Here is a 23,313-nt window from a genome sequence, read left to right on the forward strand (position 1 = left end):
GTTTCGGTTGCCGGCTGCAGTCGTTATCGGTTTAGGGCGACTGCTCACGAATTGAGCTTTTCGTCGTCAATATGCGCAAATTATTGTATACAATAGTATGAAATTTTGAGCACACCGACCGCGACGCTTCCATCGGGACGCGCAAGGGTGAACTTCGCGACCGGTTGGCTTTCCTGCAGGTGACGCTTTCATGGAGAAACTGAAAATCAGCTGAGAACGACTGTTACCAAACTGACATGGCAAGCCCCTAAAGACTGCGGCCAACCGCATCGGAGGGGAGAGAAATCCCTCCGATGAGCACGTCTTGAAGCCATCGTCGGAGGCCCGTTCCCATGAAGATCGTCCAGATCAGCGACACCCATCTCAGCCCCTCCAAGAGCCATTTCAACAACAATTGGGAGCCGGTTCGCGCCTGGATCGAGGAAATGGCGCCTGATCTCGTCATCCACACCGGCGACCTCACGATCGACGGCGCCGACCGTGAGGACGACATCACCTTTTCGCTGGGCCTGATCAACCGGCTGTCGATGCCGGTGCTGGTCGTTCCCGGCAATCATGACGTCGGCCATCTGCCGGGCTCGCACCAACCGGTCGATGCGGAGCGACTTGCCCGCTGGCGCGGACTCGCCGGCCCGGACTACTGGGTCTCCGATCACGGTGATTGGCGACTGGTCGGCTTCAACAGCCTTCTTGTGGGCTTCGAGGACGAGGAAGAGGAGAAGCAATTCGCCTGGCTGGAAGAGCAGTTGCGAGACCGCGACGGGCGCAAGGTGGCGGTCTTTGCCCACAAGCCGCTCTTCGTCGATGAACCGCAGGAAGGCGACACCGGCTACTGGGGCATCCGCCCCCGCCAGCGCCGGCGTCTGTTTGATCTCTTCGCCGGGTCCGGCGTGGCGCTGCATGCAAGCGGCCATCTGCATTGGGCCTGGACCGGGGAACACGCCGGAATGTCGCTCGTCTGGGCGCCGCCGACCTCTTTCATCATCGACACCCTGGAGCGGCTGATGCCGGGCGAACGGCTGGTCGGTGCCGTCGTGCACACGTTCAGCGAAGCCGGCGTCGTGAGCGAGATCGTTGCCGTTCCGGGGCTCGTCAGCCACGTGCTCGATCCGATCGTCGAGGAGGTCTATCCGCTCGCCGCCAAGAAGAAGCTTAAGGTGGAGGCGGCGCAATGAGCGTGCTTTCGCTGCGCGGCATCACCAAATCCTATGGCGGCAATGCCATTCTGAAGGGTGTCAGCCTGGAGGCGGAGGCAGGCGAGTTCATCGCGCTCGTCGGTCCCTCCGGTTGCGGCAAGAGCACGCTTCTGCGCATCGTCGCCGGTCTCGATCATGGCGATACCGGCGAGATCGTCATCGGCGGCCGCAGCGTCGCGCGCAAGGCTGCGGCCGATCGCAATGTCGCGATGGTGTTCCAGTCCTATGCCCTCTATCCGCATCTGACCGCGGGAGAAAACATCGCCGTGCCGCTCGCCATGCGGCGGCTGACGGCGGCGCAGCGCCTTCCCGTCATCGGCAATCTTATGCCAGGGCAGAAGCAGATCCGCACCGATATCCAGCGCCAGGTCAAGGAAATGGCCGGCGCGCTGAAGATCGACCATCTGCTCGACCGCAAACCGGGCCAGATGTCCGGCGGCCAGCGCCAGCGTGTGGCGTTGGCCCGCGCCATGGTGCGCCGCCCCGCCGTCTTCCTGATGGACGAGCCGCTATCCAATCTCGACGCCAACCTGCGTGTCCATGCCCGCGGCGAGATCGTCGATCTCCACCGCCGCGCCGGCGTGCCGACGCTCTATGTCACCCACGACCAGTCGGAAGCGCTGTCGATGGCCGATCGGGTCGCCGTCATGATCGGCGGCAATCTGCTGCAATTGGCGAACCCGAAGGAGATCTACGACAACCCCTCCCATGTCGAAGTCGCGCGCTTCCTCGGCCAGCCGAAGATCAACGTGGTGGAAGCCCGCACCGATGCCGCCGGCATCGTTCGCTTCGGCGATCTCGTGCTGATGGCGAACCGGGGGCAGGCACCTGACGCACCGGTGAAGCTCGCAGTCCGCCCGGAATTCGTTCGCTTTAATCCGCAAGGTGCCGGCCGGCTGAGCGCGCGGGTCGAGCGGATGGAATTCCTCGGCTCGGAAGTGATCGTCCATGCCCGCCTCGACGCGATCGGCGAGGTGATGACGTCGAAGGCGGCGCCATCCGACGCCGCATCGCTAAGCATAGGCCAGCCCGTCGATGTCGAGATCATGCCCGACCGCGCGATGCTCTTCGACCAGGAGGGCGCCCGCCTTCCGGCCGAGCCGGTTGCGATCGCAGCGTCCCTGGAGAAGATCCATGGCTAGCGTCGCGACCTTCGAAACCGCACTCGCGGAGCCCGCGACCCGCGAAGCCCGCATCGCCTGGCTGCTCGCGCTCCCGGCCATCACCCTTCTCTTCCTCTTCATCCTGTTGCCGACGGCCGCGGTCATCGTGCTCGGCTTTACCGATTTCGAGCTCGGCTACAGCAATTGGCGTTTCGTCGGCTTCGAAAACTATGCCGAGCTTCTCGGCGACCGCACCTTCCGTCGCTCGCTCTGGAACACCGCGGTCTACACCGTGATCGTCACGCCGGTTTCGATCGTGCTGGCTTTGGCGATCGCCATGCTGATCGAGGCGGAAACCAAGGGAAGGGCCTTCTTCCGCACGGTCTACTTCCTGCCGGTCGCCTCGCTGCTCGTTGCCATGGCGACCGTCTGGCAGTTTCTTTTCCATCCGACCATCGGCCCGATCAATACCTTCCTTGCCCTCTTCGGCATTGCCGGCCCCAACTGGCTCGGCGCCTCCGGCACGGTGCTCTACGGCCTCTCGATCATCGGCGTCTGGCAGTCGGTCGGCTTCAACATGGTGCTGTTCCTCGCGGGCCTCACCGCCATCCCGCGCGAACTTTATGCCGCTGCCGAAGTCGATGGGGCGAAATCCTGGTTCGATCGTTTCCGGCTGGTGACTTGGCCGATGCTCGGGCCGACGACGCTGTTCGTCGCCACCATCAGCATCATCAATTCGGTGAAGGTGTTCGAGACGGTGAAGACGCTGACCGAGGGTGGTCCGAACAAGGCATCTGAGGTGTTGCTCTTCACCATCTACCAGGAAGGCTTCGTCTATCTCCGCGTCGGCTACGCCTCGGCAATGACCGTCGTCTTCCTCGCGATCCTCGTCGTCCTGATGTTCCTGCAATACCGCGTGCTCGACCGGAAGGTGCACTACGCATGATCACGAACGCTCTTTCCGTCGCTCGCATCGTTCGCCTCGCGGTCCTTTCGTTTGGCGCACTGCTCTTCCTCGCGCCCTACATCTTCATGGTCTCGACCGCGGGCAAGGCGCAGAGCGAGATCTTCTCCTCGTCGCTGTCGCTGATCCCTCAGCAATGGTCCTATATCGAGAACTTCTCCAAGGCTCTCTCGCGCGTCTCGATGACGACCCTGCTTTTCAACGGCGTTGTCGTCTGCGCACTGATCTTCGTCATCCAGATCGTCGTCGCCATTCCGTGCGCCTATGCCATGGCGAAGCTGAAGTTTCGTGCGGCCCGCGCCATGATGGTGCTGGTCATGCTCGGACTGCTGGTACCGATCCATGCGACGGCGCTGCCGATCTATGTCGCTTTCGACAAGCTCTCGGTGCTGAACAGCTACACAGCACTGGTGGCGCCGTTCTCGATCTCGGTCTTTGCGATCTTCCTGTTCCTGCAGTTCTTCCGCGCCATGCCCGACGACCTGATCCATGCAGCAAGGCTCGACGGCATGTCGGAGGCCGGCATCGTTGCGCGCGTCATCGTGCCGAACGCCTGGCCGGCGATCACCGCCTTTGCGATTTTTTCGGTGGTCGCCCACTGGAACGACCTCTTCTGGCCGCTGATCGTCGTCACCAACCAGGACTACGCGACTCCGCCGCTCGGCCTTCTCTTTTTCCGCGCCGCGGAAGCCGGCGACGACTACGGCGCGCTGATGGCCGCGACCCTCATCATTACCCTTCCCCTCGTGACCGCTTTCCTGCTGGCGCAGAAGCGTTTCGTCGAGGGCATCACCATGACCGGTCTCAAAGGCTGAACGGTCCAACCAGGAGCGCAACCATGAAACATCTGAGACAGCTTTTCACCGCGGCTGCCGCATCGCTGATGCTCGCGGCACCGGCTTATGCAGAGACGATGCTGACGGTGCACTACCCGATGCCGGGCTTCTTCAAGGACGTGATGGACACGATCTCGAAGAAGTTCATGGAAGAAAACCCCGACATCAAGATCACTTTCGCCAATCCGTCGGCGACCTATGAGGAAGGCATCCAGACGATCATGCGTCAGGCCGGCACGGCCGAGATGCCCGATCTCACCTTCATCGGTCTCAACCGCCTGCGCATGGTCAACGAGCGCGATATCCCTGTCGATCTCGGCCCGTTCATCGCCAAGGACGGCAACATGGCCGAGCAGGGCTTTTCCGACACCATCCTGAAGCTCGCTCAGGTGGGCGGCAAGCAGGTGGGCCTTGCCTTCGCGACCTCCAATCCGATCATGTACTACAATGCCGATCTGGTGCGCAAAGCCGGCGGCGACCCGGACAGCCCGCCGAAGACCTGGGACGAGGTCATCGCGCTCGGGGCGAAGATCAAGGCGCTCGGTGACGGCAACGAGGGTATCGACTTCCGCTGGCAGGGCGACGACTGGATGTTCTCTGCACTGCTTTTCGGCGCCGGCGGCGACATGCTGAGCGAAGACGAGAGCAAGGTTGCCTTCAATGGTCCCGAGGGCCAGAAGGCCGTCGATGTGCTCGACCGCATGGTCAAGGAAGGTGGGCTGCCGGTTCTGACTAAGCAGGCTGGCGAGCAGGCCTTCGTTGCCGGCAAGATCGGTTTCGCCTTCCAGACGACCGGGGCGCTCCGCAACACGATCAAGAATGTTGGCGGCAAGTTCGACCTGCGCACCGCGCACATCCCGCTGATCGATCCGGTAAACGGCAAGCTGCCGACCGGCGGCAATGCCGTCGTCATCCTGACGCGCGATGCCGAAAAGCAGGAAGCGGCCTGGAAATTCGCGAAGTTCGCCGCCGGCCCCTATGGCGCCTCCGTCGTCGTTCCCGGTACCGGCTACGTGCCGAACAACGAGCTCGCCGCCAAGTCGCCGGAGTATCTCGCTAACTTCTACAAGGCAAACCCGTTGTTCCGCGCCGGTCTCGAGCAGATGCCGCTGATGCGCCCCTGGTATGCCTTCCCCGGCAGCAACGGTGTGAAGGTCACGCAGACAATCGTCGAGAACCTGTCGCGCATCGTCGAGCAGACGGCCACGCCGAAGGAGGCGCTGGACGAGGCTGCAGCCGAAGTCGAAAGCCTGCTGCCGCGCAGCTGATACTATTTCCTTGATGATTGTCGCCGCCCCGGAGGAAATTCCGCGGGCGGCGTTCCTGTGTCGCTCAGACGAGGTGGCGAACGGTCCCGCCCGCGTAGAGGCGGCAGTCGAGGTTGAGATGGCGGCAGCCGGAGGCGTTCTCGGCCATGTCGAGCAATAGCGCCGCCGCCGCAAGCCCCATGTCTCCGTCGGGCATCGCTATCGTGGTGAGTGTTGGGCTCATCAATCGCCCGAGGGCGATGCCGTCGAAGCCGGCGACCGAGACATCATCCGGTACGGAAAGGCCTTCGCGTCGGAGCGCCGCGATTACGCCGAGCGCCAGCAGGTCGTTGGAGGCGATGATCGCCGTCGGGCGGTGATGCGCGAGGACCGCCGCGAGGTCGAGGTTCTCGTAACCGTCGACGAAGGGGATCTCGACAGCCTCCATCGGCTGGACGCCCGCCTCCTGCATGGCGGCGGAATATCCGTCGTAACGCAGGCGCGCCCGGTCGGAGGAGTGGAAATGGCCGGTGACCACGACAATGCGATGATGCCCATGCGCAAGGATATGCCGGGTCAATTCGTAGCCTGCGCGGTAATTGTCGACGGTGACGGCGGCGGCGAAGCGGGCGACAGGCCGGTTGTTGAGAAGCACGGTCGGCGGCAGCGCCGCCGAAAGCGCCTCGCTGGTGCGGGCGTCGCAGAGCGTCAGGATCAGCCCGGTCGGGCGCTGCTCGAGCAGCGAGCGCACCGCGCGGGCCTCGAGTGCGGGATCATAATTGGATTGCGCGATCAGAACGCCATGGCTTGCCGCCTGCATGCGGTGCTGGATGCCGGCCAGCGAGGCGGCAAAGACCGGGTTGGTGACGCTCGGCACCAGCACGCCGACGACCGGTTGGCTGCGGTTGGCGGTGCGCCCCGTTGCAAGCGCCGGCCGATAGCCGAGCTCGGCGGCGGCCCGACGCACGCGCCGCACCATCTCGTCGCTGACGGGGCCTTCGCCGTTGAGCACGCGCGAGACGGTCGCCAGCGAGCAGCCAGCATGAAAGGCGATCTGTTGCAGGGTAGCCATCGCTGCCCTCTAGCCGATCCCCGTGACAGCAGATTGAAGGCCACCCCTCGCTGTTTTTTCACATCGCGCATGAATTATTATTCATGCTATGAATTATATTGACAGTCGGTGAGTCCGCGGCTTTAATCGCAATCGTCGGAAGTCGAGGAGGAGTTCCGGCGAACTCACATATTCAGCGGCCGCAAACAGGCGGTCCATCGGTTTTTGGGAGGGGCTTCGGCCCCGAGGAGGAACGCGTGCGCAAATTTTTCAGCACGACCGCTCTGGCGGTCATTGCAACGTCATTCTGGGCCGGTTCGGCAAGCGCCGAAACGACAAACCCGTTTCGCTGCCAGCCCGGCGAAAAATACGTCATGAACGTCATGGTATCCGGCGTCGAATACTGGTTCCCGGTCTACGAGATGTTCAAGCAGGCCGGCCAGCAGTTCGGCTGCGAGACCGAATATACCGGCACGCCGGAGTATGACGTCAACAAGCAGATCGCCACCTTCGACCAGGCGCTCGCCCAGAATCCGGCCGGGATACTGGTGCACCCGATGAACTCCGATCCGTTCATCGAGCCGATCAACAGGGCGATCGACCAGGGCACGGCCGTCGTCACCTTCGCCGCGGACTCGCCGCTGTCGAAGCGTGTTTCCTTCATCACCTCGGACAACAGCCGCGAAGGCACCTACGCCGCCGACGCGATCGCCGAGAAGATGGGTGGCAAGGGCGAATATGCGGTTCTGGAAAACCCCGGCCAAGACAACCACGACAAGCGCATCACCGCCTTCGTCAACCGCATGGCCGAGAAGTGGCCTGACATGAAGCTCGTCGGCCGCGCCGCCTCGAACCAGGATCCGAACAAGGCCTATCAGGGTCTGATGAGCATCATCCAGGCCAATCCGAACCTCGGCGCCGTGTTCATGCCGGAAGCGAACTCGGCAATCGGTGCGGCCCAGGCGAGCAAGGAAAGCGGCGGCAAGGTGCTCGTCATGTGCGCCGACGTCAACGCCAACATCCTCGACATGATCAAGGCCGGCGAAGTCTTCGGCTCGATCAACCCGAACCAGGGCATGCAGGGCTATATGGGCTTCATGCTTCTGTGGATGGCCAAGCATCCAGAACTGATCGACCCGATGAACGACGCCAAGCGCGCCGGATTCAACCCGATGAGCATTCCCTTCGTCGACAACGGTCTTTCGATCGTCACCGCCGAGAATGCCGACGACTTCTACTGGGACAAGTACCTGAAGCGTCGTGGTACCAAGGGTATCGACGAGTAAGGATGTGAATTGGCTGCCCGGTCGTTTCCGGGCAGCCAGGACTACGGGTGGAGGACGGCATGACAGCACAACCGGTTCTGGAGGTCCGGCGCGTCACCAAGCATTTCGGTGCGGTGAAGGCGTTGACCGAGGTGGATTTTCGGCTGGAGCGAGGAGAGATCCACGCGCTTTGCGGCGAAAACGGCGCGGGCAAGTCGACGCTGATGAACATTATTGCCGGTGTGTTGCAGCCGAACGAAGGCGAGATCCTCGTTGACGGAACGGTCGTCAAGATCGGTTCGCCGGCGATCGCCCAGACACTCGGCATCGGCCTCGTGCACCAGGAAATCGCGCTCTGCCCGGATGCGACCGTGGCGGAAAATATGTTCATGGCCGCCACCAACCGCCGCCGCTCGCCGCTGATGAACTACGGCGCGCTCGAGCGTGAGGCGCAGATCGTGATGAACCGGCTGGCGCCGATCGATGTCCGCCGCAAGGTTGCCGACCTCGCCATTTCCAGCCAGCAGCTCGTCGAGATCGCCAAGGCGCTGACGCTCGACTGCCGCGTGCTGATCCTTGATGAACCGACCGCGGCGTTGACGGAAGCCGAAGCCCAGGCGCTGTTCGGCATCATCCGCGACCTCAAGGCAGCGGGCATTTCGATCATCTATATCAGCCACCGCATGGCCGAAATTTTCTCGCTCTGTGACAGGGTCACGGTGTTTCGCGACGGGCGCCATGTGGTTACCGAGAAGATCTCGGACGTGACGCCCGACGATGTCGTGCGCCGCATGGTCGGCCGCGAGATCAGCCAGCTCTATCCACCGAAACAAGCGCCGGAAGCCCGCTCGGACGAGACCATCCTTTCTGTCCGTAACTTGAGCGATGGCGATCGCATCGACAGTGTTTCCTTCGATCTCCGTCGCGGTGAAATCCTTGGCATCGGTGGCCTGATTGGATCCGGCCGCACCGAGATCGCCGAAGCGATATGTGGTCTTCGGGCCAAGTCTAGGGGCGAGATCACCCTGCGCGGAAAAGTCCAGCGGATCGGCAACTACCGCGATGCCGTCAACACCGGCATCGTCTATCTCTCGGAGGATCGCAAGGGCTCCGGCGTCTTCACCGAACTGTCGATCGCCCAGAACATTTCTGTCCTCGATCTGAAGACGCTGACGGGTCCGCTCGGGCTTTTGAATTCCAGAGCCGAGGCTGATCTGGCGCGCGATTTCGTGCGGCGCCTCGGGGTGCGCATGGGCGGCATCGACATGCCGGTCTCGTCGCTTTCGGGCGGAAACCAGCAGAAAGTGGCGATCGCCAAGCAGCTGGCCGTTCGGCCTCAGGTCATCCTGATGGACGAGCCGACGCGCGGCATCGACGTTGGCGCGAAGTCCGAAATCCATCGGCTGCTGCGCGAACTGGCGGAAGCCGGCATCGGCATTGTCGTCATCTCATCGGAACTGCCGGAACTGCTTGGGCTTTGCGACAGGGTGCTGGTGATAAGGGAGGGCGCGATCGCCGGCGAGCTTGATGACACGGATATGAGCGAGGAGGCGGTGATCCGCCTGGCGTCCGGCGTGACGCAGACGGATCAGATCGCAACAGGCGGGGCAGCACATGTCGCCTGAAAGAACGGAAAGAGCCGGGGAGGCGGAAATGGCAGTTGATACGATGGTTGCAACCGAGAGGCAGGCGCCGGCCTGGAAACGCATCGGCACGATGCGCGAAGCAGGGCTGATCGCGATCATCCTCGCACTCGGGATCGTCATGAGCTTCGCCTCGCCGCATTTTCTCACCTTCGGCAACATGCGCGCCATGCTGATGAGCTTCTCGGTCGAAGGCATTGTCGTCGTCGGCATGACGATCCTCTTGATCGTCGGCGGCATCGACCTTGCCGTCGGCTCGGTCGTCTGCTTCGCCATGGTGCTTGCCGGCTCACTGTTCCTCGCCGGCGTCGATCCCTGGACGGCCTCGCTGGTCGGCATCCTTGCAAGTAGCATGATCGGCATGATCATGGGCTTTTTCGTCACCATCGTCGGCCTCAACCACTTCATCACGTCGCTGGCGGCGATGGTGATCGTGCGCGGTCTCTGCCTGGTCATCACCAAGGGCACCCCTCTGTCACTGTTCACGCTGCCGGCCTCGTTCAAGGCCGTGGGGCAGGGCACCTTCCACGGCGTTCCCTATGTCATCCTGATCTTCGTTGCGGTCGTCATCCTCTTCGATTTCCTGCTCCGTCGGGCAACCGCCTTCCGCAAGGTGTTCTATACCGGTAGCAACGAGAAGGCGGCGCTCTACTCTGGCATCAAGACCAAGCAGGTGAAGTTCTGGGTGACGGTGCTCTGCTCGACGCTCGCCGGTGTCGCCGGCGTCATCTACATGTCGCGCTTCGGCGCCGCGACGCCGACCTTCGGCGTCGGCATGGAGCTCAACATCATCGCGGCGGCCGTCATCGGCGGCGCCTCGCTCAACGGCGGCTCGGGCACGATCCTCGGCGCCATTCTCGGCATCGCGCTGCTTTCGGTCGTCACCAGTTCGTTGATCCTGCTCGACGTGTCCGTCTATTGGCAGGACATGATCAAAGGCTGCATTCTCTTAGCTGCCGTTTCCATCGACCACTTGCTGCACAAGCGGAAGGCCGTCTGAACATGCCGATTGCCAAACCCACCTTGACCCCGGTTTCAAATGCACGCGAGGAACTCGTCGTCGCCAGGCAGATGCACCAGGCGCTGGTCCTGCACTTCCTCGAAGGGCTGACCCAGTCGCAGATCGCCGACCGGCTCGGCATTTCCCAGCCGACCGTCAACCGGCTGATCAAGCGCGGCCGCCAGCTCGGCCTGGTCGAGATCAAGATCAAGTCGCCGATCGAGCCTCTGGTCGACATGGAGGAGCAACTGCTGGCGATCGGCGGCATTCGCCGTGCGATCGTCGTGCCCACCGTTTCCGACAACCTGCAGACCGCGCTTCAGGCGGTCGGCGAGGCGGCAGCACGCCTGCTGCTTGAAGAGATCGGCGACGGCGACACCATCTGCATCACCGGCGGCAAGGGCGTCAGTGCCGTCGTCGCCGGGCTGCAGGCGCCGCGCCGCTTCGATGTCGAGGTGATCCCGGCGACCGGCTGCGTCCAGGGCAAGCACTATACCGACGTCAACCACGTCTCGACGCTGATGGCCGACCGGCTCGGCGGCCGGTCCTTTCAGATCCATGCGCCGCTTTTTGCCGACAGCGCTGCCGAGCGGGCGATGCTGATCAATATGCGCGCGGTGGCCGACGTTTTCGGCAGGGCGCGAGAGGCGAAGGTCGCGGTGGTTGGCATCGGTTCGATCCTGTCAGACGATTCGAGTTACTACGACCTGCATCCGTCATCGAGCACCGACCGGGCGGCGATCGAGCGCTCCGGCGCGAGCTGCGAACTGCTCGCCCATCTGCTCGATGATGAGGGCCGCGTCTGCGACTACAGCCTCAACCGTTCGCTGGTGTCGCTGACGCTTGAGGAGTTCGCCTCGATCCCGACGAAGATCGGGGTGGCGAGCGGCCCGAACAAGGCGGGACCGATCCTCAGCGTCATGCGCGGACGGCATCTCGACACACTGGTAACGGACGAGGCGACCGGTGAGCGGGTGCTCGCCATGGCAAGCGAAAAGGGACTTCTGGCATGAGTGGGGAACAGTTGATGCGCGAGATCGGCCGATCGGGCGTGAAGGCTTCGGCCGTCGGGCTCGGCACCTGGGCGATCGGCGGCTGGATGTGGGGCGGCACCGACGAGCGGGAATCGATCGCCGCGATCCAGGCCTCGCTCGACGCCGGCGTGACGCTGATCGACACGGCGCCCGCCTACGGCCTCGGGCGTTCGGAAGAAATCGTCGGCAAGGCGCTTGCCGGCCGGCGCGACAAGGCCATCATCGCCACCAAATGCGGTCTCGTCTGGCATACGGACAAGGGGCGGCACTTCTTCGACCAGGACGGCAAGCCGGTGCATCGCTACCTCGGCCGAGATGCCATCCGCCATGAGGTCGAGCAGAGCCTGAAGCGGCTCGGCACCGACTATATCGACCTCTACATCACCCACTGGCAGGACCCGACGACGCCGATTGAGGAAACCATGGCCGCCCTCGAAGAGCTGCGCCAGGCGGGCAAGATCAGGGCGATCGGCGCCAGCAATGTCGGCCGCGGCGAACTGGAACAATACATCGCAATCGGCGGGCTTGATGCGATCCAGGAACGCTTCAGCATGATCGATCGCGAGATCGAAGCCGATCTTTTGCCACTGACGAGGCGCAACGGCGTCGCGACGCTCAGCTACTCCTCGTTGGCGCTCGGGCTTCTTTCGGGCGGCATCGGACCAGTGCGCATTTTCTCAGGTGACGACCAGCGTCGCGACAATCCGCGCTTCTCCGTCGGCAATCGTGAGAAGGTCGCGGCCTTTGCCAAGACGATCCGGCCAATCGCCGAGAAGCATGGCGCGACGATCGCCCAGATCGTGATTGCCTGGACGCTTGAACAGGAGGGCGTAACCTTCGCGCTCTGCGGCGCACGCAATCCGGGCCAGGCGCTCGACAATGCCCGGGCCGGAACGATCCGGCTCGATCAGGACGACCTTTCGACCATCGACGCGGCGATCGCGGCGAAGCTGGCGAACATGGACAGGTAACGGGCTGGCATCATGAACCGCGAAGAGATTTTCAACGGGCTCGCCGCGAGCCCGAAGGTGGACGTGTGCGTCCTCGGCGGCGGCATCAACGGCCTCAGCGTCTTTCGCGAGCTGGCGCTGCAAGGGATAAACGTGCTGCTCGTCGAGAAGCACGACTACTGTTCGGGCGCCAGTGCTGCGCTGTCGCGCATGGTGCATGGCGGCCTTCGCTATCTCGAAAACGGTGAGTTCAGCCTGGTGCGTGAATCGCTGGTCGAGCGTGACCGGCTGCTGAAGAACGCGCCGCACTACGTAGCGCCGCTGCCGACGACGGTTCCGATCTTCGATATCTTCTCCGGTCTCGCAAACGGGGCCGTGCGGTTTCTGGGCCTGACCCGTCGCCCGAGCCGCCGTGGCGCCGTTGCGGTCAAGCTGGGCCTCGGCATCTATGATTTCCTGACGCGCAAACGCGCGCTGATGCCGAAGCACGCCTTTCGCGGGCGACGCGCAACGCTTTCCCGCTGGCCGGCGCTCAATCCCGACATCAAGAGTTCCGCCACCTACTACGACGCCTGGGTCAGCCAGCCGGAGCGTCTCGGTCTTGAGCTCCTGAAGGACGGACTTGCTGCCGGCCCACATGCCCGTGCGCTCAACTATGCCGAACTGGTCCTTGCGGCGCCCGGGCGATACGAGCTGAAGGACGGTGTCAGCGGCGCGGTCGTTTCGATCGAGCCCACGCTTATCATCAACGCCACTGGCGGCTGGATCGATATCGCCAACGGAGCGCTGTTTCCCTCGACGTCAAAGCCGGCGCCGCTGATGGGCGGCACCAAGGGATCGCATCTGATCATCGACAATCCGGCGCTGATGAAAGCGCTCGACGGCCACATGATCTATTATGAGAACGAGGACGGCCGCATCTGCATCCTCTTTCCCTATCTCGGCAAGGTGCTGGTGGGCTCGACGGATATCCGCGTCGACGACCCGGGAACCGTGCGCTGTGAGCCGGACGAGCGCGACTACATCCTGCAGTCGCTCGCCTTCGTGCTACCCGATATCCGGATCCGGCCCGAAGAAGTGGTCTTCCAGTTCTCGGGCGTGCGGCCGCTGCCGGCAAGCGAGGACAGTTTTACCGGACGCATCCCGCGCGACCATTTCTGCACCTTCGTCGAAGCTGTCGACGATGGCCCGCCGGTGCTGTGCATGATCGGCGGCAAGTGGACGACCTTCCGCTCCTTCGGCGAAATGGCGGCAGATCTCACATTGGAGCGTCTGGGCCGGGCGCGCCATGTCAGTACCGGCGAGCGCGCCATTGGCGGCGGGCGGCAGTATCCGTCCGATCGCGATACATGGATCGACGACGTTGCGGCATCCACCGGACTTTCGCGCGAGCGCATGCGCACGTTGTTTACGCGTTATGGAACGGGCTCGAGGCAGGTCGCCGATTTCATCGCTGGCGGTGCCGACCACGCCTTGCCACATCCGGATTACTCCGCGCGGGAGCTGCAGTTCCTGGTCCGCAACGAAGCCGTCGAACATCTCGACGATCTCGTGCTGCGTCGCAGCACGTTGGCGATATCTGGCGAACTCTCGCTCGACATGGCCGAGGCTGCTCTCGCTTTGCTCGCGGCCGAAAAGCACTGGTCGCTGGCCCGCGCCGATCACGAGCGCAAACGCTTTCTCACCCTCCTCACCGAGCGCCATGGCGTCGACGAGGAAACCCTCTCCGCACGGAACGAACAAAGGAGTGCATTATGCGAAACAACAGCAAGGTCCGGATGAACCGTCTCTTCGGTGGCGGACGTTGCCTCGATGTCGCGATCGATCATGGCGTCTGCAACGAACCGTCCTTCCTCAACGGTCTCGAAGACATGTCCGCCGTGGTGAAGGCTCTGGTTGCGGCGGCACCGGACGCGATCCAGATGAACTATGGCCAGGCTGACCTCTTGCAGGACGTGCCCGGCAAGGACAAGCCGGCGCTCGTCATGCGTCTCGACATGGGCAACCCCTATAACCGCATCCGCCACCGGCACATGTGGGCGGTGCTGCAGAACGAGGCCGAGCCGCTGATCGGCGCGCTGGCGATGGACGCCGCCTGCGTCGTCGTCAACCTCTTCATGCTGCCGGACGAGCCCGATCTCTTCCGCCAATGCGTCGCCAATATCTCGCGGGTGCGGGCCGATTGCGACAAATACGGCATGCCGCTGATGATCGAGCCCCTGGTAATGCAGCCGGTGACCGAACAGGGCGGTTACATGGTCGATGGCGATGCCGAGAAGATCGTGACCCTGACCCGGCTTGCGCGCGAGATGGGAGCCGATATCGTCAAGGCGGACCCGACCACCAACGCGGAAGATTTCCACAGGGTCGTCGAGGCGGCGCGCTGCCCGGTCCTGGTGCGCGGCGGCGGCAAGGAAGATCTGCGCAACGTCTTTGCCAAATCGGCGGCCTTGATGCGCCAGGGCGCAATGGGCATGGTCTATGGCCGCAACATCTACCAGCACGCCAATCCGAGCGCCGTCGTGCGCGGGCTGATGGCGATCATCCATGAGGATGCGGGCGGCGAAGAAGCTTACGCGCTCTATCAGCGCGGCTGAGAATCGCTGGGATGGCATCGCGCCTCAGGGCGCGACGCCTTTTGTGACAGGGTGGAGCGCGTCGCCGTGGAGGACAGCGGCGACGTCTCGGCCGAACGGATTTAGAACCTTGGGAGGGGTTCGCGCATGGGAGAGTATCTGCTCGGGATCGACGCCGGGAACACCGTGATCAAGGCGGTGCTTTTTGACCGAGAGGGCAACGAGATCGCGATGGCCGCTGAGGAAGGGCATAGCCAGGTTCCGACGCCCGGCCATGTCGAGCGAGGGCTCGGTGAGCTCTGGAGCCACGCAAAGGTGGTGATCCGCGCCTGTATCGAGCGTGCCGGTATCCGTGCTGATGAGATCGCGGCGATCGGCTGCGCCGGGCATGGCAACGGCCTCTATGCGCTGGATCGTACCGGCGCGCCTTTGATCGGCATCCAGTCGCTCGATACCCGCGCAGCCGGCCTCGTGGAGGAATGGCAAGCTGAAGGCGTCGGCCAGCGCACCTATCCGATCGCCGGGCAGCGGCCCTGGCCATCGCAGACGCCGACGCTGCTTGCCTGGCTGAAACGCTTTCGCCCGGACCTCTTCGCCAAGATTGGCACGGTGTTTCTTTGCAAGGACTTCGTCGTCAATCGCCTGACCGGTGCCCGCGTCAGCGACGTCTCCGACATGAGTGGAGCGGGGCTGCTCGACGTCGCCGGGCGACGTTATGACGATGGGCTGATGAAGGCCTATGGCCTTCACGACTGCATGGGCCTGTTGCCGGATCTCGCCGAAAGCGACGCGATTGTTGGAAGGGTGAGTGAAGAAGCAGCCGCGCAAACGGGACTGGCGGCCGGTACGCCTGTCGTCGGCGGCCTCTTCGACGTGGTCGCCTCGGCGATTGGATCCGGCGTCACAAAAACGGGGGCGGCCTCGATCATCGCCGGCACCTGGAGCATCAACCAGGTCATCATCGATCAGCCGGACCTGAGCAATCCGATCTTCATGTTCTCGACCTTCGATCGAAGCCGCTACATGGCGATCGAGGCGAGCGCGACGTCGGCCGCCAATCTCGAATGGCTAGTCCGTGAACTCTTTCCGCACGACGGCAAGGACGGCCGCTCGCCCTTTGACCTTTGTTGCCAGTTGGCGGCCGAGATCGAGCCGGCGGCGAACGATCCGCTCTACCATCCGTTCCTCTATGGCGCGCAGCAGGACGGCAACGCGCGGGCTGGTTTCTACGGCGTCGCCGGCTGGCACACCAAGGGCCATCTGGTGCGCGCCGTGCTCGAAGGCGTCGCTTTCGGTCATCGGCAGCACATCGCGACGATGCGAGCCGCAGGTGCTACTTTCGACGAGGCGGTGCTTTCGGGCGGCGGATCGCGCAGCCTGATCTGGCCGCAGATCTTTGCCGATGTGCTTGATGTGCCGGTGACGGTCGCGCGTTCGCGCGAGACCGGCGCGCTCGGCGCAGCGATCACGGCGGGTGCCGGCATCGGTCTCTTTGCGGACATTTCCGCCGGCGCTGCGGCGATGGTCCAAACCGAGCGCCACTACCGGCCCAATGCCGCGCTCGGCGCGCACTATGACCGCCGCTTCGCGATCTACGGTGAGATCGCCACCGCCATGGCGCCGATCTGGCGCCGGCTGGCGACATCAGAGCCGTTGGCGAGGGAAGCGGCGGAGTGATCCGATCTCGGCGTGACGTCCTGCCGTTTGCCGGGCCTGCAACCGCAGGCCCGCTTTCGGGAAGGTCGTCGGCTTAGCAGGGGGCGCCGCCGCGAACCGGCGGCCCCGTCAGAAGCGCATGTTGATGCCGGCCTTGATGACGTGGCTGTTGATGTCCTCTTCACTGGAGCCTGAAACGGTGCTGGTGCGGACATCGGGCGTCATGATGTAGTTGTACTCAAGCTTGGCCGACAGGCCGCCTGCGAAGGCTTGCTCGATGCCGGCGCCAACGAGATAACCGCCCTTGAAGCCGACGTCGTTGCGAACATCGCCGCCTTTCTTGTAGTTGGTCATCGCATAGCCGGCTGTGCCGTAGACGAGCGTCTGGTCGAAGGTGAGGCCGGCCTTCGCCTTGATCGCACCGCGCCATTTTTCCTTGAGCTTGCCGCCATTGACCTTGTGCTCCGTGTCGCCGAGGTAGGAGCCCTCGATCTCGGCACCGACGATGCCCGGGCCGGCCTGCATGTTGTAGCCGGCCTGGACGCCGAGCGCGACGCCGTTGTGATCGGCGAAGGGATTGGGGCTTCCGGTGAAGCCGAGGCCACCATGCGCACCGACATAGGCGCCGCTCCAGCTAAAGGCTGGCGGATCCTGATAATAGGGCGCGGAGAGGTCGGCTGCCTGGGACTGCTGGACGCCGAGGAAGGTTAGCAGGGTAAGACTGGACCAGATCGAAAACTTGCTGGATTGCCGCATGATATTGCTCCGTGGATTGGATAGGGCGCCCTTCGCGGCGCTTCGGTTCTTCCATTTCGCGTCTCGTGCCGGGTAGCGCGGTCGCGAAGCTTGGAAGATGCGCATCCTTTGTCGGCTCCACGGATTGCGCCAACATTGCACAAATTAACTAAGCTGCTGATTTCGTTATTAATTGTCTGTTAATCATGTTGGGTGCCGCGCGATCTGTATCATGCCGCGGGCAAGGTGATGCGGAAGCAGGCGCCGCCGGCGGGTTCATCGACAACGGAAATGTGGCCCTTATGGCGACCAACGATTTCGCTGACCAAATGCAGGCCGAGGCCGGCGCCGTGGTCGCGCGGCTGCAGGCGATGGAACGGCTCGAAGATGCGTTCACGCTCGCGTTCGGGAATGCCGGGGCCTTCATCGGTGACCTCGATCACGCCGCCGCGCTCGACGCGGATGGTGATGAGACCACCGGCATGCTCGATCGCATTGCGCACCAGGTTGGTGACCGCCCGCTCGATGGCGCCGGCATCGCCGCGCGCAACAACACGCTCGACGTCCGAAGCGAAGGAGAGTTCGCAGCCGGCCGAAAGCGCGAGCGGAGCAAGATCGGCGGCGACGTCACGGCACAGCGACACCAGGTCGAGCGTGGAAAAGTCCGCGCCATCGCGATCGATCCGCTCAAGGTCCAGCAACTGTTCCGCAAGCCCCGCGATGCGATTGGAATCGATCAACAGGCGGTTTCTGAGCGGCCCGGCGTCCATGCTTTCCAGCCGCGTCTGCAGGATCGCGACCGGGGTCCTCAGCTCATGTGCTGCGTCAAGGATGAAACGTTGCCGCCGTTCGTATCCTTCGTCCAGTCGCTGCAGTGCGCCGTTGAATGCCTCTACCAGCGGACGCACTTCGCCGGGAACCCGATGATCGGACAAGCGGGCGCCGCGGCGATCGACGTCGATCTTCTTGGCCTGATCGACCATATCGGCGAGGCCGGCAAAGGCACGCCTGACGATGATCGGGATGGCAAGGGCCGGGATCAGCACGACGATGAGCACGATCGGAAGCAGCACCAGGTTTGCCAGCAGGAAAACCGCGAAGGACGCGCTCCACAGCCGGCCGCCGCCCGCAAGCACCGTATAGGTTCCGCTTTCCGTGGTCACCGAGCGCACGATCGACGAGAGCGTGTAGGGCTCGACGCTGTCTCGCATGTCGCCAAAGGCGATCCGATCCAGATGTTCGCCAATGTTGCGGTAGGCGTCCGGCACGGGGCCGCTGCGGATCATGTCGCCGCGTTCGTTTCTCGCGACGAACCAGAAATCAGGAGACTCGGCCCGCATGGCAAGCAATTGCGGTGTCTCGACCAGCGACAATCCACCTGTGGGATCCGACCGGATCGCGCCGGCTGCGACCGAAGCTGCGTCGGCATCGAGGAACTTTCCGCCAAGATCGGCGCGCGTCAGCAATGCCATGAGGCCGGCGATGACCGCCATCAACAGCAGCACCTGAAAGGTGAGGATCTGCCAGATCAGGCGCTTCTTCAACGAGTTGACGGATGACGTGCTCATGGGGAAGGCCTCAGCAGATAACCCACGCCGCGGATGCTGTGGATCTCCACGCCGGCGCCGGTGTCGGCAAGCTTGCGGCGCAGTCGCGAGACATGCGCGTCGAGCGAGTTGGATTGGATCTCGTCATCATAGCCGTAGACTGATTCCTCCAAGGTCGAGCGCTGCACGGTGCGGCCCTGCCGCCGCGCCAGCGTTTCCAGCACCAGCAGTTCGCGACGGGGCAGGTCGAGCAACTGGCCGTTCACCTGCGCCTGCCTGCCGTCGAAATCGAAGACGAGTTTGCCGATGCGCGCCGTCATCGGGGCGATATCCGGCGAACGCCGCATGAGGGCGCGGATCCGCGCCAACAGTTCTTCCACGGCAAAGGGCTTGGCGAGATAGTCGTCGGCGCCCATGTCGAGGCCACGGACACGCTCGTCGACCGTGCCACGCGCGGTCAGAACAATCACGGGAATTCCGGATTTCAGCGCACGGACGCGCGGGATCAGTGACAGCCCGTCGCCATCGGGCAATTGGCGATCGAGGATGATGCCGTCATGCACGTGATTGGCGAGCGCCGCCAATGCATGGTCGAGCGTTGGCGCATGATCCAGGATCATGTCGTAGCGGCCGAGCGCGGCGCTGAGCGCCGCCGCCATTTCCAGCTCGTCCTCGACAAGGAGCAGGCGCATTGAATTCTCCGAATACGATAGATGTTGCCTCACGTCTGGTCGACGAGGATTGCAGCAACGTTGCGGCGCATGGGTGCGCGGACGTGTGCCGGTTCTAGCGGGACACGCAATGGCACGGCAATGCAGCCTCGTCAGGCTTTACCGTATTCGGTGGTGGGGCGTCGGATGGCCAAAATCGCCAGCGGCGGCTTGTCGCTTGCGGGGAACGCTCAAGGGGTCGGCTTTTGGGCGGCGGCACTGGGTACCGTCGCCCTGTGAGGCTTTAGGCGATGGCCATCATCCGCTGAAACGCGTCGTAGGCGGCAAGCACCGTTTCCTTCTGGGCGTCGTGGCCAGCGATGAAGGCATCGCCATAGATGGTCTCGTCCGGATATTCGGTGATCAGCGTCAGCGGCGCCGTGTGGCGGTCGTCGACCGAGATCATGCAGGGAAAGCCGTTGATGATCCGGAAGCCGGTTTCGCCGGCGTGGGTCTCGTAGAGGGCGATCTGCGCGTCGTTATAGGCGAGCAGACCCGGAACCTTGGCAAGCCGCTCGGTGACTGCCTCGACCAGCCGTTCGGCGCGGTCGGTCCATTCGGCATGATGGCGCATGATCAGGAAGAAGCCCTTGGGCAGGGTCCACATGGCAAAGCCGCGCGGCACGTAGCCGGACAGCGGCCTAGTCCATTCGTGCGACGGGTAGCCGTGCAGGTTGACGTGCAGCTGCGCGCCGGTCAGGCGTTCGGCTTCCTTGCGGATTTCGCGCTCGTTGAGCGCTGCGCCAGTGCGGTATTCGAGGTCATCGCCAAGTGCTGTGTAGCGGGCGGCGTGATGCATGTGCAGCGGATTGTCCACCCGTAGCCGCTGATGCACGGCGTAGCCGTCGGGGTTTTCGAGCGGCGAGATGGTGAAATGGGTGCCGGCGCGGGCGGCAAGCGCCTGGGCTGCGCGCAGCACGCCGACAATGCCGGTCGTCTCGTTCGGATGCTGGCCGCCGCTGATCATGACCGGCGCATCGGTCCCCTTGTGGTAGCGGGCATTGACCGATCGGCCGGCGCGCGACTGTGCCTCGAAGGGCTGGCCGTCGATCGCGGCCAGTTCGGCATCGATCTGCGCCACCGTCAGCGGCGCTTCGGCGGTTTCGAGCGCCTGGGCTTCGCCCTCGGCATCACCTGCCTGCAAGGGCCGCACTTCGACAACGACGGTCGGCTTGCCGACGCCAAAGACGATCTCCGGTATGATCTGGCCGGGTTTCAGCCCGCGGTCGCCGAGGGGACGACCGGACTTCTTCTGGAAGACTTCGAGCAGCGAGAAATAGAAGTCCTCGTGCAGCGCCTCACGAAGGCTCACGACCTCTTCGCCGATGGGCAGGCGGAAGTCGGTGATCGGCAGAGTCACGCGAATGTTGAGCTCTTCGAAATAGGGCTCGCTGTCGCCCCAGGCATGGTCGGCAATCGCCCGCATGGTACCGGCAAAGAGCCGCTCATAGTCGGTTTCGAGATGGCATTCGCGACATTTGTCGCAGCCTTCGTCGAGACGGACCCAGCCGGTCGGCGACAGCAGGGTCTCGCCGACGAAATCGGTATGGATACGGTTTGGCGCGAAGACTGCGTGGCTTTGCTGGCGCCCATCGTGGAAAGTCAGCGCGACGTCGTAGGTGAAGGCTGCCTTGCTGCCGGCCTCAAAGCGGATATCGGCATCGCCGACGAGAGCGGCAAGCGGATAGGCTTCGAGCAGGAAACGGTTCTGGGGCGCGCCCTCGTGTTGAGGATAGGAGATGGTGACTTGGGCGAGCGCTGCGCGGTCGATCTCTTCGAGGAAGAAATGCAGCAGCGGCTTGTAGGCGCTCCTGAGTGTCGCCTTCACGCCGAAGCTCGCAAGCTTCTGTTCCGCCGCCTTGCGGCTGGCGGCATCGTCGAAGAGCCAGGCTTCGAGCTTGGTGCCGCGGGCCGCTTCCTTGCCGTAGGTGGTGAGAAGGGTATCGAGCGTGCGCTCGAAGGCGCCTTCGAAAATCGTCGTCATCGTGAAGTTCTACCGGTTGGGTCGAGGCTGTCGCGCAGCCAGTCGCCGAGAAGATTGAGGCCGAGGACGGTGAGCAGGATCGCGAGGCCCGGGAAGACGCTGACCCACCACGCGTTCTGCAGGTAGGTGCGGCCGTCGGCGAGCATGCCACCCCAACTCGGGATCAGCGGATCGACGCCGAGGCCGAGGAAGGTAAGGCTGCTTTCGAGCAGGATGTTGTTGGCGACGTTCAAGGTCATCAGCACGATGACCGGCCCGATCAGGTTGGGCAGCAGGTGCTGGAACAGGATCTTGTAGTCGCGAACGCCGATGGCGCGGGCCGACTGGATGAACTCGCGCTCGCGCAGCGACAGCACCGAACCGCGAACCAGCCGGGCATATTGCACCCACTGCGAAACGATCAGGAGGATGATGGTGTTGGTCAGCCCGCCGCCGACGATGGCGATGAAAGTGATCGCAAGCAGGATGAAGGGGAGCGCGAGTTGAACGTCGGCAAAGCGCATGACGAGCATATCCCAGAAGCCGCGATAATAGCCCGAAACGAGCCCCATGACCACGCCGACGACGACGGCGCCGGCAACCGAGGTCAGGCCGACGAGCAGCGAGATCTTGCCGCCGGCAACCACGCGGGCGAGCACGTCGCGCCCGAGCGGGTCGGTGCCGAGCGGATGGGCCCAGTTGACGAAGGGCGGCGTCAGGCGCGCCATCAGGTCGATCTTGTCGACACCGCCTGGAAAGAGCACGCCGGAGAAGAGCACGGCCAGGCAGATGCCGCCGGTCAAAAGCGCACCGAGAATGAATTCGAGGTTGCGGAAGCGGGCGAAGCGGGTGTTTGCAGCCTTGGTGGTCATCGGCTCACTCCGTCCGGATGCGCGGATCGACTACGCCATAGGCGATGTCGACCAGAAGATTGACGAACACGATCATCAGGGAAAGCACCGTGATGACCGCCTGAAGCACGGGGTAGTCGCGCGAGGCGACCGCATCGAAGGCGAGCGTGCCCATGCCCGGCCAGTTGAAGACGAGTTCGACGACGACGATGCCGCCGAGCAGGCCGCCGAACTGCAGGCCGAAATAGGTGATCAGCGGGATCGCGCAATTGCGCAGCGCATGCTTGTAGAGCACTTTGGTTTCGCTGAGGCCCTTGGCGCGGGCAACCATGATGTATTGCGACTGCAGGGTTTCCAGCATCGCGGTGCGCACCAGCCGCACATTCGTCGCCGTCAGGATGATGCCCATGGTCAGCGCCGGCATGATGAAGCTCGCAAAGCCGTCCATGCCGCTCGGTGGCAGCCATTTCAGAACGATCGAGAACAACAGCACGAGCATGATCGCCAGCCAGAAGTTCGGGAAGGACAGGCCGATCAGCGATAGGATGCGGATCGTCTGATCCGCCCACTTGCCGCGCGCGACGGCGGCGCGGATACCAAGCGGGATGGAAATCGCGATCGAGACGATCAGCGAGGCGAAAGCGAGCAGCATGGTCGCCGGCAGGGCAGAGGCAATCAGCTGCGAAACCGGGGTGCCGCCGAGGAAGGAGCGGCCGAAATCGAGCGTGAACATGCCTTTGATGAAGTCGGCATATTGCGAAAGGAACGGCTGGTTGAGGCCGAGCCCCTCGCGGATGCGCACGAGGTCTTCCTCAGTCACGCTGCCGGCGCCCTGCGCCAGCATCAGGGCCGGGTCGCCGGTGAACCGGATGGCATAGGAAACGGTCAGTGTCACGACGAACACGACGAAGACCGCCTGCAGAAAACGTTTGATTAGAAATCCGGCCAAGTGACCCGCCCTTTAAAGAAAATGGTCCGCCGCCTCA

At 63.5% G+C, this 23,313-nt stretch carries 20 protein-coding genes; 13 read left to right on the forward strand and 7 right to left on the reverse strand.

Annotation, left to right across the window (positions count from 1 at the left end):
• The first annotated feature begins 332 nt into the window (after positions 1-332).
• The 5 genes from V7S54_RS08640 to V7S54_RS08660 are packed head-to-tail and all read left to right on the forward strand — an operon-like array spanning position 333 to position 5,367.
• Positions 333-1,175 carry a metallophosphoesterase family protein gene (locus V7S54_RS08640; protein ID WP_065373282.1) on the forward strand — a complete coding sequence of 281 codons (843 nt, stop codon included), beginning with the start codon at positions 333-335 and terminating at the stop codon, positions 1,173-1,175.
• The gene (locus V7S54_RS08645; RefSeq protein ID WP_336408240.1) at positions 1,172-2,338 is read left to right on the forward strand and encodes an ABC transporter ATP-binding protein; all 1,167 of its coding nucleotides are present in this window, start codon (positions 1,172-1,174) and stop codon (positions 2,336-2,338) included. The genes V7S54_RS08640 and V7S54_RS08645 overlap by 4 nt, the downstream gene beginning before the upstream one ends.
• On the forward strand, positions 2,331-3,245 hold the full coding sequence (locus V7S54_RS08650; RefSeq protein ID WP_336408241.1) for a carbohydrate ABC transporter permease: 915 nt from the start codon (positions 2,331-2,333) through the stop codon (positions 3,243-3,245). The genes V7S54_RS08645 and V7S54_RS08650 overlap by 8 nt, the downstream gene beginning before the upstream one ends.
• Complete coding sequence (locus tag V7S54_RS08655; protein WP_336408242.1) at positions 3,242-4,078, forward strand: carbohydrate ABC transporter permease; 837 nt, start codon at positions 3,242-3,244, stop codon at positions 4,076-4,078. Before V7S54_RS08650 ends, V7S54_RS08655 begins: the two co-directional genes overlap by 4 nt.
• A 23-nt stretch (positions 4,079-4,101) precedes the next feature.
• Positions 4,102-5,367, forward strand: coding sequence for an ABC transporter substrate-binding protein (locus V7S54_RS08660; protein WP_336408243.1), 1,266 nt, complete (start codon positions 4,102-4,104; stop codon positions 5,365-5,367).
• A 64-nt stretch (positions 5,368-5,431) separates the two neighbouring features.
• Here V7S54_RS08660 and V7S54_RS08665 read toward each other — a convergent pair whose 3' ends face one another.
• Positions 5,432-6,418 (reverse strand): substrate-binding domain-containing protein, encoded by a 987-nt coding sequence (locus V7S54_RS08665; RefSeq protein ID WP_336408244.1) that lies wholly within the window; start codon positions 6,416-6,418, stop codon positions 5,432-5,434.
• A gap of 236 nt (positions 6,419-6,654) precedes the next feature.
• Between V7S54_RS08665 and V7S54_RS08670 the strand changes: the two genes are divergently transcribed.
• From V7S54_RS08670 to V7S54_RS08705, 8 genes are all read left to right on the forward strand, one after another.
• Complete coding sequence (locus tag V7S54_RS08670) at positions 6,655-7,683, forward strand: substrate-binding domain-containing protein (RefSeq protein WP_057251800.1); 1,029 nt, start codon at positions 6,655-6,657, stop codon at positions 7,681-7,683.
• Positions 7,684-7,742: 59 nt separating this feature from the next.
• Positions 7,743-9,287: a sugar ABC transporter ATP-binding protein gene (locus V7S54_RS08675; RefSeq protein ID WP_336408245.1), complete on the forward strand. Its 1,545-nt coding sequence runs from the start codon at positions 7,743-7,745 to the stop codon at positions 9,285-9,287.
• 28 nt (positions 9,288-9,315) lie between these two features.
• On the forward strand, positions 9,316-10,305 hold the full coding sequence (locus V7S54_RS08680) for an ABC transporter permease (protein ID WP_058322902.1): 990 nt from the start codon (positions 9,316-9,318) through the stop codon (positions 10,303-10,305).
• A 2-nt stretch (positions 10,306-10,307) separates the two neighbouring features.
• Positions 10,308-11,318: a sugar-binding transcriptional regulator gene (locus tag V7S54_RS08685; RefSeq protein WP_336408246.1), complete on the forward strand. Its 1,011-nt coding sequence runs from the start codon at positions 10,308-10,310 to the stop codon at positions 11,316-11,318.
• A complete protein-coding gene (locus V7S54_RS08690; protein WP_336408247.1) occupies positions 11,315-12,310 on the forward strand; it encodes an aldo/keto reductase in 996 nt (331 codons plus the stop codon). Before V7S54_RS08685 ends, V7S54_RS08690 begins: the two co-directional genes overlap by 4 nt.
• 12 nt (positions 12,311-12,322) lie before the next feature.
• Positions 12,323-14,071, forward strand: a complete 1,749-nt coding sequence (locus V7S54_RS08695; protein WP_336408248.1) for a glycerol-3-phosphate dehydrogenase/oxidase — start codon at positions 12,323-12,325, stop codon at positions 14,069-14,071.
• Entirely contained in the window at positions 14,044-14,886 is an 843-nt protein-coding gene (locus tag V7S54_RS08700) for a class I fructose-bisphosphate aldolase (protein WP_057251794.1), read from the forward strand. Before V7S54_RS08695 ends, V7S54_RS08700 begins: the two co-directional genes overlap by 28 nt.
• A gap of 126 nt (positions 14,887-15,012) precedes the next feature.
• Entirely contained in the window at positions 15,013-16,542 is a 1,530-nt protein-coding gene (locus V7S54_RS08705) for an FGGY-family carbohydrate kinase (protein WP_336408249.1), read from the forward strand.
• Between the two features lie 108 nt (positions 16,543-16,650).
• Here the strand turns inward: V7S54_RS08705 and V7S54_RS08710 are convergent, their stop codons facing one another.
• From V7S54_RS08710 to V7S54_RS08735, 6 genes are all read right to left on the reverse strand, one after another.
• Positions 16,651-17,277 carry an outer membrane protein gene (locus V7S54_RS08710; RefSeq protein ID WP_336408250.1) on the reverse strand — a complete coding sequence of 209 codons (627 nt, stop codon included), beginning with the start codon at positions 17,275-17,277 and terminating at the stop codon, positions 16,651-16,653.
• A gap of 209 nt (positions 17,278-17,486) precedes the next feature.
• Entirely contained in the window at positions 17,487-18,824 is a 1,338-nt protein-coding gene (locus V7S54_RS08715) for a sensor histidine kinase (protein ID WP_336408251.1), read from the reverse strand.
• Positions 18,821-19,495, reverse strand: a complete 675-nt coding sequence (locus V7S54_RS08720) for a response regulator transcription factor (RefSeq protein ID WP_336408252.1) — start codon at positions 19,493-19,495, stop codon at positions 18,821-18,823. Before V7S54_RS08720 ends, V7S54_RS08715 begins: the two co-directional genes overlap by 4 nt.
• Positions 19,496-19,757: 262 nt before the next feature.
• Positions 19,758-21,497 (reverse strand): peptidase M14, encoded by a 1,740-nt coding sequence (locus tag V7S54_RS08725; RefSeq protein ID WP_336408253.1) that lies wholly within the window; start codon positions 21,495-21,497, stop codon positions 19,758-19,760.
• A complete protein-coding gene (locus V7S54_RS08730) occupies positions 21,494-22,348 on the reverse strand; it encodes an ABC transporter permease (protein WP_065373265.1) in 855 nt (284 codons plus the stop codon). The genes V7S54_RS08725 and V7S54_RS08730 overlap by 4 nt, the downstream gene beginning before the upstream one ends.
• 4 nt (positions 22,349-22,352) lie before the next feature.
• The gene (locus V7S54_RS08735) at positions 22,353-23,276 is read right to left on the reverse strand and encodes an ABC transporter permease (protein ID WP_336408254.1); all 924 of its coding nucleotides are present in this window, start codon (positions 23,274-23,276) and stop codon (positions 22,353-22,355) included.
• Positions 23,277-23,313 lie beyond the last annotated feature (37 nt).

Origin of the sequence: Ensifer sp. CCNWLY38 (assembly GCF_037120565.1) — a bacterium.
In the GTDB taxonomy this organism is placed as follows: domain Bacteria; phylum Pseudomonadota; class Alphaproteobacteria; order Rhizobiales; family Rhizobiaceae; genus Ensifer; species Ensifer adhaerens_H.

Bases quoted from the DNA above. Each gene is read 5' to 3' on its own strand.
- V7S54_RS08640 (WP_065373282.1), top strand. From the start codon at position 333: ATGAAGATCGTCCAGATCAGCGACACCCATCTCAGCCCCTCCAAGAGC.
- V7S54_RS08645 (WP_336408240.1), top strand. From the start codon at position 1,172: ATGAGCGTGCTTTCGCTGCGCGGCATCACCAAATCCTATGGCGGCAAT.
- V7S54_RS08650 (WP_336408241.1), top strand. From the start codon at position 2,331: ATGGCTAGCGTCGCGACCTTCGAAACCGCACTCGCGGAGCCCGCGACC.
- V7S54_RS08655 (WP_336408242.1), top strand. From the start codon at position 3,242: ATGATCACGAACGCTCTTTCCGTCGCTCGCATCGTTCGCCTCGCGGTC.
- V7S54_RS08660 (WP_336408243.1), top strand. From the start codon at position 4,102: ATGAAACATCTGAGACAGCTTTTCACCGCGGCTGCCGCATCGCTGATG.
- V7S54_RS08665 (WP_336408244.1), bottom strand. From the start codon at position 6,418: ATGGCTACCCTGCAACAGATCGCCTTTCATGCTGGCTGCTCGCTGGCG.
- V7S54_RS08675 (WP_336408245.1), top strand. From the start codon at position 7,743: ATGACAGCACAACCGGTTCTGGAGGTCCGGCGCGTCACCAAGCATTTC.
- V7S54_RS08680 (WP_058322902.1), top strand. From the start codon at position 9,316: ATGGCAGTTGATACGATGGTTGCAACCGAGAGGCAGGCGCCGGCCTGG.
- V7S54_RS08685 (WP_336408246.1), top strand. From the start codon at position 10,308: ATGCCGATTGCCAAACCCACCTTGACCCCGGTTTCAAATGCACGCGAG.
- V7S54_RS08690 (WP_336408247.1), top strand. From the start codon at position 11,315: ATGAGTGGGGAACAGTTGATGCGCGAGATCGGCCGATCGGGCGTGAAG.
- V7S54_RS08695 (WP_336408248.1), top strand. From the start codon at position 12,323: ATGAACCGCGAAGAGATTTTCAACGGGCTCGCCGCGAGCCCGAAGGTG.
- V7S54_RS08700 (WP_057251794.1), top strand. From the start codon at position 14,044: ATGCGAAACAACAGCAAGGTCCGGATGAACCGTCTCTTCGGTGGCGGA.
- V7S54_RS08705 (WP_336408249.1), top strand. From the start codon at position 15,013: ATGGGAGAGTATCTGCTCGGGATCGACGCCGGGAACACCGTGATCAAG.
- V7S54_RS08710 (WP_336408250.1), bottom strand. From the start codon at position 17,277: ATGCGGCAATCCAGCAAGTTTTCGATCTGGTCCAGTCTTACCCTGCTA.
- V7S54_RS08715 (WP_336408251.1), bottom strand. From the start codon at position 18,824: ATGAGCACGTCATCCGTCAACTCGTTGAAGAAGCGCCTGATCTGGCAG.
- V7S54_RS08720 (WP_336408252.1), bottom strand. From the start codon at position 19,495: ATGCGCCTGCTCCTTGTCGAGGACGAGCTGGAAATGGCGGCGGCGCTC.
- V7S54_RS08725 (WP_336408253.1), bottom strand. From the start codon at position 21,497: ATGACGACGATTTTCGAAGGCGCCTTCGAGCGCACGCTCGATACCCTT.
- V7S54_RS08730 (WP_065373265.1), bottom strand. From the start codon at position 22,348: ATGACCACCAAGGCTGCAAACACCCGCTTCGCCCGCTTCCGCAACCTC.